Origin of the sequence: Bittarella massiliensis (ex Durand et al. 2017), from assembly GCF_017566145.1 — a bacterium.
Lineage (GTDB): Bacteria > Bacillota > Clostridia > Oscillospirales > Ruminococcaceae > Bittarella > Bittarella massiliensis_A.
Genome location: NZ_JABFCL010000004.1, coordinates 1 through 16,188, shown reverse-complemented (window position 1 = coordinate 16,188; position 16,188 = coordinate 1). Strand labels below are relative to the sequence as shown.

Sequence of the window (16,188 nt, the reverse complement as noted above, 5' to 3'; positions counted from 1 at the left end):
ATACCCGTCAAAAATAAGAATTACCGGTTTCAAATTTTGACCTCTGTTCATTTTTATCTCTTTGACTTTTCTAAACTTCGCCTACCCTTTTAATCCAGATTTATAAATAAGTTCCTCTATAACTACGCGATATTTTAAAATATGAGGCTTGATGTCTTGTTGCGTGCAATTATACCAAATTTTATGAGCAGAGTAGTTTCCCAAATCCTTAAATATCATTAATTCCTTTTTAGTATTACCACTTAGTTCTAATACCGTATTCTGTTCTGCATTTTTAATTATTTTATCAAGTGTAACGTGATGAACATGATCCTTCGCAGTAATTTCGGATTCTATACCATAATTTTGATACGATAATACTAATAAGCCTTCTAAAAGGCGACGCATCATTACTGCCGTACAATCGAAAAGATTATTTTCGTAGCTTGCATTTATTTGTTTGCAAAGAGATTGGAAATTTGGAGATAAATCTAGAAACAATGCCTCAGGTAGAATAGATTCTTCTTGTTGGATGGTAATGGTATCTTTATCATTCCAGTGCTCTATGTCATGAAGCCAACTAAGCATTTGATTTGACCATTGTGTCCAATTATGGGAACTATTTGTCAATCGACTAACTTCGGTCTGTAAATCATTTAAAACTTGTTCATCGCTCCATCCCGCATTTCTGAGTGCTCGTATGTAATCATTAAAAATTTCTTCTGCTTTACCATCATTCCAATATGCATAAGATTTTTTGCATTTATTTTTCTGATGATGAATTTCTTGATCTATCGGATCGCGTGACTTATTATAAGCAATTCCCCCTAATTTGTTAAGAAATTGCTGAGCAGAGTCCTGCGTCAAATTACCATTTGAATCGTATTGGAAATATTGACTTACTCCAATATCAACACATTCTATAAGTAAATCTTCTGAATATTTTCTAAATAAAGATGATATATTTGCACGCCCATTCTCGTGCAACGTATAAGGATATATTTTCTCCTCAATGTAGTCAATAAATTCTTCTGCATCCATATAATTATCCCCTACTTTATTCTTAATGCTGCTTTAAAATCCTAGATTTTCAAGGAACTTGTCTGTAAGTCTTTAAGGTGCTTTCACAGTTGTCACCGCATTTATTATTTAATTCAAATTTTTGAATCGTGCTTAGTGCATTAGTTAATGCCATATTCTTTCTCCGTCTATTATTTAATAATTCCCTCAAGTATGCTCCGATTGGTTTGTTTACCGATAAAACATAATCACTTGCTAAATGTAATCAGCCCACGAAACAGATTATATTTAAAGCGTGGTGAAATCCAGGCCACAAAATCATACCAAAGGAATTCTACTCCGTAAGTACCGCCATTTTTTCCTGGTTTTGAAAGTAATCCTTTTGCTTGCGTATGGGTAATCCATTGTTTAGGCGTAAGCGTAAACGAAGTGGTATGGAGATGTTACCAGTTGATATGTATCATCTTACTTTCGGCTTGCGTAATTGTTTCATTAAATTTTACCATGTCGAATTTAGGTAATTTGACATGGTAAAATTGCCTAAAAATAAAATCCACAAATTGACCAAGAGACAATACAGACTTCATCGGAATTCTACAATCTTTTACATTACTAAAAACACAATGAGCCTTGGGATGATGGCAGTCAACATGATTTTGAGGATCAAAATCAATACGAATCATTATAGGCAAGCCCAACTCCTCATTTAACATATCATCTAGTTTGTTGGGATCATCCGCATATTCTGATATTTCGTCGTGGCTCCATACTTTGTTTTGTAGCTTTAAAAAGAGTAATCGCCCTTTTACGACAATATCGTTGTCAATTTTATATTCTGCCTGAATAATACTTTTATCGTAACATAAAAACGTGTACTGCCTTTCACTCCTAATAGGTTCCAATAACTCGATTCCAGATTTTTCTTCGTCAAACAGAATGTTACTTGTTGAGTTTTTCCCTGACCAAGTCACATCGAACGTATTTGTCCCGGTTGATTTTACAACAAATGGATTTGCATCTACCACAAGGCCTTCAGTATATAGAATATCAGCAACCGCATCATATTCTTTTCTCAATGTAGCATCCAATTTCAAATTAGGCATTATTATCATCTCGCTTGAGCATTTCCATTAATTCTTCTTGACTGGAAACACCAAATAGTTCCATTGCAATCTTGAGTTTGGTGCTACTCTCTACCTTTGTTTTGGAAATGTCCTCAATCACTTTGCGCGCTTTAGTTAATATAGTTTGATCCTGCTGTGCAATATCTTGATTGTTACGCACTATATCCTTAATCTCATCATCAGTAGGATATTTGGGAAAGTGCAACTTAAATTCATTTTCTTTAATTTTCTCAAATTCTTGCACTAATTCATCCATTCCAAAACCATATCCCAAGATTGTTACCCAACCTTTGCTGCGGGTTATCGCAGTAAAAAGCGCATTTCGATCCCGCATAACGGAAAGAGTATTGACACACTTTTGCGCATTGATTATATAAACCTGATATGCTTCATTGCCTTTGGCTCTGTTAATACTTGAATAAACTATCGAAGGTGGATCTGACTCGCTACGAAAGAAATCCTCTGGAGAAGCGGCACCAGCCAAATGAATATGAAGCCTTTCCAATAAATTGTTTTCCAAAAGGTAGTTCCGTAACCTATTTCTGTTTCCTTCATGCCCAATGGAATCCATGTCGATGATCATAATGTCGGTATTAATTAGATGTTCTTCCTCAATATCAGAAAGTATACTTTTAGCCAATACAGATAACTGTTCTTCGAAAGATTCACATTTCTTTACAGAAACTAGAGTCGAGGCATCCGCCTTTAAAAAATCAGGGCTTGTTTCTTTGGGCCTATAAAGAGCGACTTCCTTTCCTGGAACAATTCCATTTTCGCTCTCATAACCAATAGAAGCCCACACATCGGGTGCACTTGGTATCTGAATAAGGCCATCTTCGCTATATAGCCCCATACCTATTGCATGCGCAGCAACGATAACATGGCTCTGATTTCGATAGGTGGTAACAAGAGGCGTATCATTTTGTATAGAAAAGCCGAAGATTTCTTCGGGGCTTTTCATGGTTTGCTCATTAATATTCTGTAGTTCGTCATATGCATATACTAACCTGCGATTATTGTCTAAAACACTTAAACATAGTTTATAGAAATTGGGTCCAAAATCTTGAGCTTCATCGATTAAGATACAGTCGTATAATTTTTTCGGAAACCCTGAAACTTTTAACAACTCTGCGCAAACCTTTTCAAACACATTATTCTTGCCAAATGCGCTTTTGGCTCTTGAAAAAGTATAATACTCGGACTCAGTATTAATGCAAATGTCATAATAAACCCCTGGATTTCTACTTGACCCCCAAGAATTCATAACTTTCAATTTTTTATAATTGGGCTTCTGCCCATTATTCTTTATGCTGTAGAATTTATCAATCAGTGCTACAATCTGTTTCTTTAACGCCCAAGTGTTAAAAGTGACAATAATGTCCCATTCTGGATGTTTAGTGTGAAGTTCCACTGCTTTACGGGCCAAAATTACGGTTTTTCCACTTCCGGCCATACCACGAATCCTTTGTATCCCTATCGGATCACTTAAAATCGCCTCCATTTGATTACTATCGTATCTCTCAATTATTTTTTCCATATTGTTGACCAATGCTGATTTTGTGCCTGGAACAACGATCGGGCGATATGTTCTTTTGCTGATTCCGTATGCCTCTTGGAATCCTGACAAAATATTTGAATATTGATCTTCGGTAAAATCAAAAGTCATTAATTCTTCAATTTTTGCGCAGAGTTCTTCATTAGAAAAAACGATATTATATTCGTCAATAGGCTGTACTTCTCTCTCCGAATAGGTTACTTGTGATATATCGAAAAACAACTTGCGTTTTTTGACTAAGAAGTCGTAATTTCTCAACTTCGAATCAACTTTATTATATAAGCGATCTTGCAGTTCGGTATAATCTAATGCCACATCATCAACGTAATTAATTATTACAACACCAGAATAAGAAACCACAAGAATATCTATACGCACCTCATTACAACTAATTGGATCGTAAAAAATGGGATAACCAATATATATTTCACCGTTTAAATCTGTTTTCTGCAACAACTGAATTAAGCTATTTGCAATATCGTTAATCCTGTGATTGCTATGTTTACCTATCAGACAGAACATATATTTCACACGCCCTTCCTCGAAAATCAAGTGTTTTTTCTCTAAACCTGACTAAGGAAAAAACATCTCTTCAATTCACTCATCATACTATTATAATAGTATACCACAAATCTCCATATTTTTCAAACAAACAAAGCAATACAAAGATACATCAACAACATGTATGACAATCAGGTTCTTTCGATAGTAGAGTAAACAGATGCTATCAAATCTGCCGGTGAAACGAATTTTTGTAACCTCCATGTTATGATACTCTACAAAACAACAGGGAGGTAACCTCAATGAACTATACAGAAGAAGAAAAAGAAGTATTTGTCAAATGCTATCAAAATGGGACACCCGTCATTCAAATCTGCAATGAAAATCAAATACCGAGAAGTACTTTTTATCATTGGATACAAAAGTATCAACAAACCGTAACCGAAACCGGTACAATCGTTACACCTCAAGAATTCATGCACATGAAAAGAAAAGTGGAAAAATTAGAAGGTATAATTCAAGTCTTGAAGATGGTTGACTGTACTGTGTCCTCGCCACTACAGGATAAATTAAAAGCTTTAGAAGCCCTTTATGGTCAGTTCAGCGTACATACATTATGCGATGCATTGGAAGTATCCCGCGGTACTTTTTACAACCACATTCTACGAAACAAAAAAGAAAACACATTGGCCGCTAAACGACGGGAAGAGATAAAAATACACATTCAGAACATTTTTGATGACAGTAAACAGATTTATGGCGCAGGTAAAATTACAGCCATTTTGAAAAAGCAAGGGATTACGACCAGCCCCAAATATGTATCTGGCTTGATGCAAGAATTAGGCATCAGCAGCGTTGGTAAGTCAGCAAAACAAGATTTTGAAAAATGGGAGAAAGGGAAAAACAGAAACCTATTACAGCAACAGTTTCACGCAGAACGTCTGAACGAAATCTGGGTCAGTGATATTATTGTTTTCAAGTTTCGAGATACTTATTATTATATCTGCGCAATCATTGACCTGTTTTCCAGAAAAGTCATCGCCCATCGGATTTCCAAACAAAGCAGTACGCAACTGGTTACGAAAACATTCAAACAAGCTTATTGTGAAAGAAAACCGAAAGCAGCGCTTATGTTTCACAGTGATCGAGGCACCCAATACATGTCCTATGCGTTTGCACAGCTTCTGAAGAATTCAGAAGTAAAACAGTCTTTCTCTCGAACTGGGCGTCCACATGATAACGCGGTAGCAGAGGCGTTCTTCTCCATACTCAAAAAGGAAGAGCTATATCGCCAACATTATACATCTGAGGCAGATTTACTACGCGGCATTCATGGCTATATGGACTTCTACAACAAAGAACGTCCGCATTCGACGATACAGTATAAAACACCCGAACAAAAAGAGCAGGAATATTTGGATAAAAACAAGGAACTCTCCATAAAATGAGAATTCCCGGTTCAAAATCAATCCTTTTTTGTTTTTTACATTACGATTTTCAGGTTTTTACTTTTTGATGTCTCATTTTCTCAAAAGCAGTAAAAGTTCAAAAATTGGCTTAAACGCAAGGTTTATAGTATAGAAAAAGAGGCCAAAATTTGGAATGTCTCATTTTTGAGTTCCAAATTTCGACCTCTGTTCACTTGGTCGAGGTGACAGGACTTGAACCTGCGGCCTCTGCGTCCCGAACGCAGCGCTCTACCAAACTGAGCCACACCTCGATACTGTTACCTTCAATATTATACTCGTTCCCGCCAAAAAAGCAACCCCTTTTTTGCAGGTGGTCACCCTCTTTTCTGCCGGCTCACGGGGCGGGGGAGTGGGGATTCTCTCTCCCGCAGGTGCTGCCGGCCCTTCTGACCCGGCGGCCGATAAAGCCCGTTGCGGCGCATTCCCCCGATCGTCCCCCTCCGGGAGAGCGGGGTCGGCTGGCATCCATTGAGACAAACGGCAGGGGGCGGCAAGCCTGCCACGCCGGCACGGAAAAGAACTGTCCTTCGCCGGTGTATTTCCCCGCTACTCGGCCCACACTTTAAAAAAGCCCCCTGTGGGGGGCGATGCAGAAAAAAGGAGTGGTTGGTTTGCAGGCGTTTTGGAGCGATCTTCCCCGGGGGACGGCTTACCCGTCCCTGCATCGGGACATGGAGGTGGAGTTTGCCGTGGTGGGGGCCGGCGTTGCGGGGGTCACCGCCGCCTATCAATTGGCCCGGGCAGGCCGGTCGGTGGCGCTGCTGGAGAGGGGGCGGATCGGCGGCGGCACCAGTGGCCACAACACCGGCAAGCTCAGCTGTCTGCAGGGCACCCGGCTGCTTGCCGTCTCTGACCGCTACGGGCCGAAGATGGCCGCCGCCTACCTGGCGGAAAACAAGCGGGGAGCCGCCTTTGTCCGCCGGATGGTGGCGGAACACCAAATCCCCTGCCGCCTGTGCGAGGCCCCCTCCTACCTGTACAGCCAGACCCCCGCCACGGTGGACGAACTGCAGCGGATGGCCGCTCTTGCCCAGCGGCTGGACTTCCCTCTGTCCGCGGTCAACTGCCTGCCCGCCCCCCTGCGGGTGGAACTGGCCCTGCGCGCCGACGGCGAGGCCACCCTCAACCCGGTGCGCTACCTGGAGGGGGTGGCTGCCCGCGCGGCCAAAGCGGGCTGCACCATCTGCGAGCAGACCCCTGTCGCCAAATTGGAAAAGCGCGCCGGCGGCGTCACCCTCACGGCGGAAAGCGGCTGCCGCGTCCGCGCCGGGCAGGTGCTCCTCTGCACCCACTACCCCCTGTACGAGGGGAAGGGGCTCTACTTCACCCGGCTCTACCCGACCCGCTCCTACGCCGTGGCCGCCCGGCTTGAGGGCGAGCCCTTTTGGGGCCAGTACATCAGCGCCGAGGAGCCGGTGCGCTCGCTGGCGGTCTGCCGCGACCGGGACAACCGCCCGGTGTTGGTGGTGGCGGGGGAGACCTGCCGCACCGGGCGGACGGCGGGGGACGAGTTTTCCACCCTGCAACTCTACGGCCTGCGCCATTTCTCCCTGGGGAAATTTGTCTGGCGCTGGGCCGCCCAGGACTACCGCACCCCCGACGAGCTGCCCTACGCCGGAGAGGTGGACAGAGGCGACCCCCGCGTCCTCTTCTGTGCTGGCTTTGGCAAGTGGGGGATGACTGCTGGCACCGCCGCCGGTCTCTACCTGGCCGGCCGCAGTCTCGACCCGTCGGGGGCCCCTTCGCCCCTCTACGACCCGGCCCGCCACGGCGACGTCTGCTCCTTTTCCTATATAAAAGAAGGGGCGGCCACCGCCGCCTACTGGGTGGGGGAGCGGCTGCGCCCCACCGGCGAACTCCCCACCCGCCCCGGCCAGGCGGCAGTGGTGCGCATTGGCGGCCGCCGGTGCGGGGCCTATCGGGACGATGAGGGGGAGCTGCACCTGGTCTCCCTCACCTGTACCCACCTGGGCTGTGCCCTCCACTGGAACGCCGCCGAGACCAGCTGGGACTGCCCCTGCCACGGCTCCCGTTTCTCGGTGGACGGCGACATTCTCTGCGGCCCCGCCGACACCCCCCTCGCCCGGGTGAAGTGGCCCCTCAAAAAGGGAGAATAAGGGGGAATTCTGTCCCTGCGGGAAGCCGTTCCTCCTCCTTTTTTTCGCCGAATTGACAAAACCTTCCGCAATCTTTTGTCGGCTATTGACAAGGGTGGGCCGCGCACTCATAATAAGACTATTAGAGAATTGAGGAGGCATCTGCGCCATGCGTAAAGAGCTCGACAAGAAATACGACCCGGGGCAGGTCGAGGACCGCATTTACGACTTCTGGCTCTCCGGCGGGTATTTCCACGCCGAACCCAATCCCGATAAAAAGCCGTACACCATCGTCATCCCCCCGCCGAACATCACCGGGCAGCTCCACATGGGCCACGCCCTGGACGAGACCTTCCAGGACATCCTCATTCGCTACAAGCGGATGCAGGGGTATGAGGCGCTCTGGCTGCCGGGGACCGACCACGCCTCCATCGCCACCGAGGCCAAGATCGTCGAGGCCATGCGCCAGGAGGGGATCACCAAAGAGGACCTGGGCCGCGAGGGCTTTTTGGCGCGCGCCTGGGAGTGGAAGGACAAGTTCGGCAGCCGCATCATCGAGCAGCTGAAAAAGCTCGGCTCCTCCTGCGACTGGGAGCGCGAGCGCTTCACCCTCGACGAGGGCTGCTCCAAGGCGGTGCGCGAGGTGTTTTGCCGCCTCTACGAGAAGGGGCTCATCTACCAGGGCGAGCGGATCATCAACTGGTGCCCCCACTGCAAGACCTCCATCTCCGACGCGGAGGTGGAGTACGAGGAGCAGGCCGGCCACTTCTGGCATATCCGCTACCCCTTTGCCGACGGCAGCGGCTACATGGAGATCGCCACCACCCGCCCCGAGACCATGCTCGGCGACACCGCCCTGGCCGTCCACCCCGAGGACGAGCGCTACCGCGACTGCGTGGGCAAAACGGTCATCCTCCCCCTGGTGGACAAGGAGATCCCGGTGGTGGCCGACGAGTACGTCGACCGGGAGTTCGGCACCGGCGTGGTGAAGATCACCCCCGCCCACGACCCCAACGACTTTGAGGTGGGTGCCCGCCACGACCTGCCCATCATCAACGTCATGACCGAGGACGGCCACATGGCCGAGTGCGCCGGCAAGTACGCCGGGATGGAGCGCTATGAGGCCCGCAAGGCCATTGTCGCCGACTTGGAATCCGGCGGCTACCTGGTGCGCATCGAGGACCACACCCACAACGTGGGCACCTGCTACCGCTGCGGCACCACCGTCGAGCCGATGGTCAGCAAGCAGTGGTTTGTGAAGATGGAGGAGCTGGCCGCCCCCGCCATCCGGGCGGTGCGGGAGGGGGAGACCCAGTTTGTCCCTGCCCGCTTTGACAAGACCTACTACAACTGGATGGAAAACATCCGCGACTGGTGCATCTCCCGCCAGCTGTGGTGGGGCCACCGCATCCCCGCCTACTACTGCGACGGCTGCGGCGAGACCATCGTCGCCCGGGAAGAGCCCGCCTGCTGCCCCCACTGCGGCGGCAAGCTCCGGCAGGACGAGGACACCCTGGACACCTGGTTCTCCTCCGCCCTCTGGCCGTTTTCCACCCTGGGCTGGCCGGACAAGACCCCAGAGCTGGACTACTTCTTCCCCACCGACACCCTGGTCACCGGCTACGATATCATCTTCTTCTGGGTCGCCCGGATGATCTTCAGCTCCATCGAGCAGATGGGCGAAGTCCCCTTTAAGACCGTCTTTATCCACGGCCTGGTGCGGGACGCCCAGGGCCGCAAGATGTCCAAGTCCCTGGGCAACGGCATCGACCCGCTGGAGGTCATTGCCCAGTACGGGGCCGACGCCCTCCGCCTCACCCTGGCCACCGGCAACAGCCCCGGAAACGACATGCGCTTTTCCGACGACAAGATCATGGCCAGCCGCAACTTCTGCAACAAAATTTGGAACGCCGCCCGCTTCATCCTCATGAACCTGGGGGATGAGGAGCTGGAGCCCGGTCTCCCCAGTGAACTGGAGATCGAGGACAAGTGGGTTTTGAGCAAGTACAATGAGATCGTCCGCCAGGTGACCCAGAACATCGACAAGTTCGAGCTGGGCATCGCCCTGGGCAAGGTCAACGAGTTTGTCTGGGACATCGTCTGCGACTGGTACATCGAGATTGTCAAGCTGCGGCTGCAGGCCGGCGGCGAGCAGAAGAAAAACGCCCTGCGGGTCCTCTGCACCCTCTTTGAGGGCACCATGAAGCTGCTGCACCCCTTCGCCCCCTTCATCACCGAGGAGATTTGGCAGGCCCTGCCCCACCAGGGGGAGAGCATCATGACCGCCCCCTGGCCGGTCTGCGATCCCGCCCTCTCCTTTGCCAAGGAGGAGGAGCAGTTCGAGATCATCATGAAGGCCATCCGCGCCATCCGCAACCGCCGCAGCGAGCTGCAGGTCCCCCCCTCCAAAAAGGCCAAGGTCTTTATTGAGACCGAGCAGGCCGACGTCTTCGCCCGGGGGGAGGAGTTCATCAAGCGCCTGGCCTCCGCCAGCGAGGTGGCCGTCGCCCCCCAGCTGGAATTGGAGGGGATGGTGATGGCCATCACCGCCGAGGCCAAGATCGGGATGCCGATGGACGACCTGGTGGACCGGGAGAAGGAGCGCCAGCGCCTGGAGAAGGAGAAGCTGGGCTGCGAGAAGGAGATCGCCAGCCTCACCGGCAAGCTGCAAAATGAGAAGTTTGTCAGCCGTGCCCCCCAGAACGTGGTGGACGCCGAGCGCGAGAAGTTGGCCCGCGCCCAGGAGCGGCTCAAAAAGGTGGAGGAGAGCCTGGTTGCCCTCTAACGCCTCCCTTCGCCCAATCGCTGTCAATTTGTCAAATTGCCCTGTGCGGGCGGCGGATTCACCCCGCCGCCCGCACTTTTTTGCCCGCCTATGGGGCGGAGAAAGAGAGGTGCGCCATGACCTATGAACAGGCCCTCGCCTACATCCACGGCCGCCGCCGGGGCCTGCCCAAGCCCGGCCTCGCGCGGATGCGAGAGCTGATGCGCCGGCTGGGCGACCCCCAGAACCGGCTGCGCTGCATCCATGTCACCGGCACCAACGGCAAGGGGTCCACCACCGCCATGGTGGCCGCTGTCTTACAGGCCGCCGGTTACCGGGTGGGGCGGAACGTCTCCCCCTTTGTCCTCACATTTCGCGAGCGCTTTCAGATCGACGGGGAGATGATTTCACCCGCCGCCCTGGCCGCCCTTACCGGGCAGGTGAAGGCGGTCTGCGACGCCATGGAGGGGGAGGGCCTCTACGCCAGCGAGTTTGAGATCGACACCGCCATCGCCTTTTTGTGGTTTGCCGCCGAGGGGGTGGACCTGGTCTGCCTGGAGGTGGGGATGGGGGGCGACACCGACGCCACCAACGTCATCCCCGCCCCCCTCTGCTGCGCCATCACCCCCATCAGCCTGGACCACACCGCAGCCCTCGGCCCCACCACCGCCGCCATTGCCGAGCGCAAGTGCGGCATCGTCAAGGGGGGCACACCGGTGGTCTGCTGTGCCGGGCAGGATGGGGCGGCACTGGACGTCATCCGCCGGCAGTGCGCCCGGCGGGGCTCCCCCCTCTTCCTCCCGGACCCGACGGCTTTGCGGGTGGCGAAAAGCGGTCTCTCCGGCAGCACTTTTGCCTACCGGGGGCTGCCCTACGCCCTCTCCCTGGCGGGGGAGTACCAGCTGCAAAACGCCCTCACCGCCATCGAGGTACTGCGGGTCCTGGCCGCCCAGGGGCTGGCGATCTCCCAGAGGGCCGTTCGGGCGGGGCTGGCCGCCGTCCGATTTCCCGCCCGCTGCGAGCGGCTGGGGGAGCGGCCCACCCTCCTGCTCGACGGGGCCCACAACCCGGCGGGGATGGCGGCCTTCTGCCAGGTGGTTGCCGCCCAGGACGCCCCCCGCAAGGTGGCGGTCACCGGCCTCTTGCGGGACAAGGACGCGCCGGGGATCGGCCGCTCGCTGGCCGGGGCCTTCGACGCCCTCTACCTGGTGGCGCCCCCCAGCGAGCGGGCGGCCGACCCCGCCCGGCTGGCCGCCGCCTTTGCCGCCCAGGGACTGCCCGCCACCCCCTGCGCCTCACTGGAGGAGGCCCTAGCCGCCGCCCGTGCCCAGCTGCCGCCTGAGGGGTTGCTGGCCGTCTGCGGCTCCCTCTACCTGGCGAGCAAGGCGAGGCCCCTCCTCCTGGCCATGGGGCGGGGGGAGGAGCCGCCTCACCGATAAGAGATTGCCCACTGCCCAAGCGGCGGGGCAGTCGGCGGGCGGGAAAAAATGGAAACCGGGGCAGAGGCTCCCGTTTCGGCAAAAATCGCAGAGGACATCCCGTAGGATAGAGGTATTCCAGGGGATGTCCTCTCTCTTTTTGCCAAATCTCAAAGGGGGACAGGCCCTGCCCGGGCGGTGTGCCCGGAGAACACGCGCGGGAGGTGCGCAGATGAATGTGAACTTGCAGGGGGACCGCGAGGCCCTCACCGCCTTTTTGGAGGGGGAGATCGACCACCACTCCGCCCGATCCTTTCGCGACTGCATCGACGAGCGGGTGGCCTCCCTCGGCCCCAAACTGCTGGTGCTGGACTTTTCCGGCATCACCTTTATGGACTCCTCGGGGGTCGGCCTGGTCATGGGCCGCTACCGGACCATGCAGCAACAGGGGGGCGAGCTGCGGGTGCAGGGGGCCAAGGGAACCATCCGGCGAATCCTGCTCCTCTCGGGGCTGGACAAGCTCGTGAGAATCGAATAGAGGAGGAAACCAGGAAGTGAAACCGACCAATGAAATGAAGCTGGCCTTTGAGAGCCGCTCCCAAAATGAGTCCTTTGCCCGGGTGGCGGTGGCGGCCTTCATCGCCCAGCTCGACCCCACGGTGGAGGAGATCAGCGACATCAAGACCGCCGTCTCCGAGGCGGTGACCAACTGCGTGGTCCACGGGTACAAAGACTGCATCGGCAAAATCTACATAACGGCAAAAATCTATCCCGACAACCGGGTGCGCATCATCATCCGGGACGCCGGCTGCGGCATTCCCGACATCGAGCGGGCCATGGAGCCCCTCTACACCACCTGCGACACCGGGGAGCGCGCGGGGATGGGCTTTGCGGTTATGGAGGCGTTCACCGACCGTCTGCAGGTGAGAAGTACGTCCGGAAAGGGGACCAGCGTCTATCTTGAAAAGCGCATCGCCAGCAAAGCAGCGAGATAAGTTTGTAGAGGAAAACCTCGGCCTCGTCCACGCCTGCGCGGGCAGGTTCCGGGGGCGGGGGGTGGAGTACGACGACCTCTACCAGGCCGGGTGCATGGGCCTCATCAAGGCATGCGACGGCTTTGACCCCAGCCTGGGGTACAAGTTCTCCACCTACGCCGTCCCGGTCATCTTGGGGGAGATCAAGCGCCTCTTCCGGGACGGGGGGGCCGTCAAGGTCTCCCGCAGCCTCAAAGAGGTCTCCCTCAAGGTGGCCCGCCAGCGGGAGCGCATGACCCACCAGCGGGGGGAGGAGCCCACCATCGCCGAACTCTCCCAGGCCCTGGGGATCGAGGAGGAGAAGATCGTCGAGGCCATCGGCATCTATAACCCCACCGTCTCCCTCACCGCCGGGGACGAGACCGGCCAGACCATCGACATCCCGGTCCCCTGCTGCGAGGAGAAGATCACCGACAGCCTCTCCCTGCGGGAGGTGGTGGGCCGCCTGGAACCGGTGGAGCGGCAGATCGTGGTGCTGCGCTACTTCCAGGAAAAGACCCAGGCCGATGTGGGGAAGGCCCTCTCCATGACCCAGGTACAGGTCTCCCGCAGGGAGAAGAAGATTCTCTCCCGCCTGCGGGAGATGCTGGCCGAATGACCGAAAGAAAGAGCGCCCCGGCAGACCAGACCGTCTGTCGGGGCGCTCTGTATGTAGTTTGGCTTGAAAGGGGGGCGTCAGGCCAGGGCCTTTACCTTTTCCTGCAACCCCGCAATCTGCACCGTGTGCAGTTCGATGGTCTCGGTGTTGCGCTCCACCTGGGTGGCCACCACGCCGATCTGCCGGGTGAGTTCCTCGTGTCCCTCCGCCAGCTGCTTCAGGGCGGGCAGAACCACGTTCTCCTGGGTCACGGCCACCCGGGTCAGGGTACTCTCCACCTGGTCGAGCCGCCCCTCCACCTGGTCAAGGCGCTCGTCAATGCCATCGAGACGCTCGTCAATGCCATCGAGGCGCTCGTCAATGCCATCGAGGCGCTCGGTCAACTGGCTTTCCAATGTGTCCATTCGCTGGTTGAGCCGCGTCTCCATGGTGTCCATCCGCCGGGTCAGCTGGCCCATCTGGCCGGCCAGTTCCTCCATCTGCTGGTTGACCTGGCCAAACATCCCGCCAATCTGCCGGAGCAGTTGTTCGTTGTCCATCCTTTTCCCCCCTCTTGCAAGGACGAGTTTGTCCCCATTATACCCCCTCGCCCCCTCCTGCACAAGGGGGCGTTTTTCCCAAAAAGAAACCGCCGGCTTCGGCGGTTGGGTCTCCTGGGCGGGCCCACCCCCTACTCGTGGGGCGTCTTGATCTCCTCCGGCAGATCTTTGAGGGCGTACTCACAGGCTTGTAAAACCAACGAGTTGAAAGAAACACCAGCGTTTGCGGCAACTTCTTTTAGTTCGCTGAAAAGTTCCTCAGTAAAACGTATGGTTGTTGGACTATTAGCCTTTTTATAACTGATTGGCTTAATTTCAAACACGGTGTCCCCTCCTCTCTATAAGTTCTACTAGTAATACTATTCCATTTTTAGTCTCAAATATATAATTGAAAATGATATTAAAAGTAGTTGCATATTAAAAAAGCGGAGATATAATAAAGAAAAAGGAGGGGATGGAGATGAGCCGCATCAAAAAGGCGTACCGGCAGAGCCGCTCCTTTTCCGAGAGCTGCCGGCGGCGCTCCCCCGGCTACCGGCGGGCCGCCGCCCAGTGGAATGAAATCGAGCGCGCCTTCAACCAGATGGGGGGCGAGCCCGCCCGCCTCTACGAACAGCTGGTGCACGCCCTCCTCGTCTGCGAGGAGCAGGAGCACCTCCACGCCTTTGAGGAGGGGGTGGCCCAAGGGCATTGGCAGGGGCGGCAGGCGGGGATCAAGGCCCTCAAAGAACTGGAGTGCCGGCTCATCGCCCTGATCGACGACCTCTCCTACCTGTGACGGGCTGTGGCCTTCTGCTCAATAGAACAGCGCCCCCTCCCGCCGCGGCGGGAGGGGGCGCTGGTTTGCTGTGCCTGTCTAAATTTCCAGCTGCCGCAACTCCTCCAGGTGGTAGGGGGTGCGCTGGTAGACAAAGTAGTTGAGCCAGTTGGTGTAGAGCAGGCTCCCGTGGGAGCGCCAGACAAAGGGCACCTCGCCCGCCGGGTCGTCCCCGGCAAAGTAGTTGCAGGGCGGGGCGGTGGGCAGCCCCGCCTCCCGGTCCCGCAGGTACTCGCCCCGCAGGGTGTAGCGGTCGTACTCCGAGTGGCCGGTGACAAAAAACTGCCGCCCGTTTTTGCTGGCGATGATGTGCACCCCCGCCTCCTCCGAGTCGGTGAGCAATTCCAGTTCCGGCTGGGCCAGAATATCCTCCCGCCGCAGCCCGGTGTGGCGGGAGTGGGGGGCCAGAAAACACTCGTCAAAGCCGGTCAGCAGCGGGTGTTCCGGCTGCAGCACCCGGTGGTGAAAGAGGCCGAACTGCTTTTGCGCCAGGGGCACCTTGTCAATGCCGTAGTGGTAGTAGAGTCCGGCCTGCGCCCCCCAGCAGATGTGAAAGGTGGAGTAGACGTGGGACTTGCTCCACTCCATCATCTCGCAGAGTTCCGCCCAGTAGTCCACCTCTTCAAAGGGGAGTTGTTCCACCGGGGCCCCGGTGACGATCATCCCGTCAAAGCGCTCGTCCCGAATGTCCTCGAAACTCTTGTAGAATTTCAGCAGGTGATCCCCCGGGGTGTTTTTGGACACGTGGGTCACCGTCTGCACCAGTTCCACATCCACCTGGATGGGCGAGTTGGAGAGCACCCGCAGCAGCTGGGTCTCGGTCTCGATCTTCTTGGGCATCAAGTTGAGGATGGCGATGCGCAGGGGGCGGATGTCCTGGCTCACCGCCCGCTCCTGGGTCATGATGAAGATGTTCTCCGAAATGAGGGTCTCCGCCGCCGGTAGGCTGGCGGGTATGTTGATGGGCATGAGCCGCTCTCCTTTCTCTTATATAAATAGGGGCGAGCCCCCTTTTGAGCGAATGGAAAAAGTATAGCACAGCTCCGCCCCGATTGCAAAGACCGATTTCGCCGCCAAAGAGGGCGGAGAGAAAGTTGACGATCGGTAGAAAATCCTCCCGAAACCCGGCGCAAAAAGGGGAAAATGATTACCTTGTGTATAACCCTGCAAAAAACTAAAAAAAGGTCTTAAAAATCTATTGACAGGGGGGAGGGGGACATGGTATTATACAAAAGCTGTCCGCGAGGGGAGCGCACGGGAGTGCGGTTTCCGAG

At 54.0% G+C, this 16,188-nt stretch carries 14 protein-coding genes and 1 tRNA gene; 8 read left to right on the top strand and 7 right to left on the bottom strand.

Features of this window, described 5'->3' with window-relative positions; genetic code table 11:
* Positions 1–81 precede the first annotated feature (81 nt).
* The 3 genes from HJY11_RS06200 to HJY11_RS06185 all read right to left on the bottom strand — a co-directional run bounded on the left by HJY11_RS06200 (position 82) and on the right by HJY11_RS06185 (position 4,200).
* On the bottom strand, positions 82–1,020 hold the full coding sequence (locus tag HJY11_RS06200; RefSeq protein ID WP_208075134.1) for a DUF4145 domain-containing protein: 939 nt from the start codon (positions 1,018–1,020) through the stop codon (positions 82–84).
* A 422-nt stretch (positions 1,021–1,442) separates the two neighbouring features.
* Complete coding sequence (locus HJY11_RS06190) at positions 1,443–2,102, bottom strand: DUF2290 domain-containing protein (protein ID WP_208075133.1); 660 nt, start codon at positions 2,100–2,102, stop codon at positions 1,443–1,445.
* Positions 2,095–4,200 (bottom strand): DEAD/DEAH box helicase, encoded by a 2,106-nt coding sequence (locus HJY11_RS06185; RefSeq protein WP_243764284.1) that lies wholly within the window; start codon positions 4,198–4,200, stop codon positions 2,095–2,097. Before HJY11_RS06185 ends, HJY11_RS06190 begins: the two co-directional genes overlap by 8 nt.
* Positions 4,201–4,481: 281 nt before the next feature.
* On the opposite strand from HJY11_RS06185, the gene HJY11_RS06180 reads away from it, so the two are divergent.
* Positions 4,482–5,627 (top strand): IS3 family transposase, encoded by a 1,146-nt coding sequence (locus HJY11_RS06180; protein WP_208075131.1) that lies wholly within the window; start codon positions 4,482–4,484, stop codon positions 5,625–5,627.
* Between the two features lie 195 nt (positions 5,628–5,822).
* Here the strand turns inward: HJY11_RS06180 and HJY11_RS06175 are convergent.
* Positions 5,823–5,899: transfer RNA gene (locus HJY11_RS06175), tRNA-Pro, on the bottom strand.
* Between the two features lie 360 nt (positions 5,900–6,259).
* Here HJY11_RS06175 and HJY11_RS06170 point away from each other — a divergent pair.
* From HJY11_RS06170 to HJY11_RS06145, 6 genes are all read left to right on the top strand, one after another.
* Entirely contained in the window at positions 6,260–7,765 is a 1,506-nt protein-coding gene (locus HJY11_RS06170; protein WP_208075130.1) for an FAD-dependent oxidoreductase, read from the top strand.
* Between the two features lie 148 nt (positions 7,766–7,913).
* Positions 7,914–10,529 carry a valine--tRNA ligase gene (locus HJY11_RS06165; protein WP_208075129.1) on the top strand — a complete coding sequence of 872 codons (2,616 nt, stop codon included), beginning with the start codon at positions 7,914–7,916 and terminating at the stop codon, positions 10,527–10,529.
* Between the two features lie 116 nt (positions 10,530–10,645).
* Entirely contained in the window at positions 10,646–11,947 is a 1,302-nt protein-coding gene (locus HJY11_RS06160) for a bifunctional folylpolyglutamate synthase/dihydrofolate synthase (protein WP_208075128.1), read from the top strand.
* Positions 11,948–12,158: 211 nt separating this feature from the next.
* Positions 12,159–12,464, top strand: coding sequence for an STAS domain-containing protein (locus HJY11_RS06155; protein WP_208075127.1), 306 nt, complete (start codon positions 12,159–12,161; stop codon positions 12,462–12,464).
* A gap of 16 nt (positions 12,465–12,480) precedes the next feature.
* On the top strand, positions 12,481–12,921 hold the full coding sequence (gene spoIIAB, locus HJY11_RS06150; protein ID WP_044993271.1) for an anti-sigma F factor: 441 nt from the start codon (positions 12,481–12,483) through the stop codon (positions 12,919–12,921).
* A complete protein-coding gene (locus tag HJY11_RS06145; protein ID WP_243764279.1) occupies positions 12,887–13,558 on the top strand; it encodes a sigma-70 family RNA polymerase sigma factor in 672 nt (223 codons plus the stop codon). Before spoIIAB ends, HJY11_RS06145 begins: the two co-directional genes overlap by 35 nt.
* Before the next feature lie 77 nt (positions 13,559–13,635).
* Here the strand turns inward: HJY11_RS06145 and HJY11_RS06140 are convergent, their stop codons facing one another.
* Positions 13,636–14,097 carry a hypothetical protein gene (locus HJY11_RS06140; protein ID WP_208075126.1) on the bottom strand — a complete coding sequence of 154 codons (462 nt, stop codon included), beginning with the start codon at positions 14,095–14,097 and terminating at the stop codon, positions 13,636–13,638.
* 131 nt (positions 14,098–14,228) lie between these two features.
* Positions 14,229–14,420, bottom strand: coding sequence for a hypothetical protein (locus tag HJY11_RS06135; protein WP_208075125.1), 192 nt, complete (start codon positions 14,418–14,420; stop codon positions 14,229–14,231).
* Between the two features lie 137 nt (positions 14,421–14,557).
* Here HJY11_RS06135 and HJY11_RS06130 point away from each other — a divergent pair, with 137 nt between their 5' ends.
* Entirely contained in the window at positions 14,558–14,875 is a 318-nt protein-coding gene (locus tag HJY11_RS06130; RefSeq protein ID WP_208075124.1) for a hypothetical protein, read from the top strand.
* A 78-nt stretch (positions 14,876–14,953) separates the two neighbouring features.
* Here the strand turns inward: HJY11_RS06130 and metA are convergent, their stop codons facing one another.
* Positions 14,954–15,883, bottom strand: a complete 930-nt coding sequence (metA, locus tag HJY11_RS06125) for a homoserine O-acetyltransferase MetA (RefSeq protein WP_208075123.1) — start codon at positions 15,881–15,883, stop codon at positions 14,954–14,956.
* Positions 15,884–16,188: the final 305 nt, after the last annotated feature.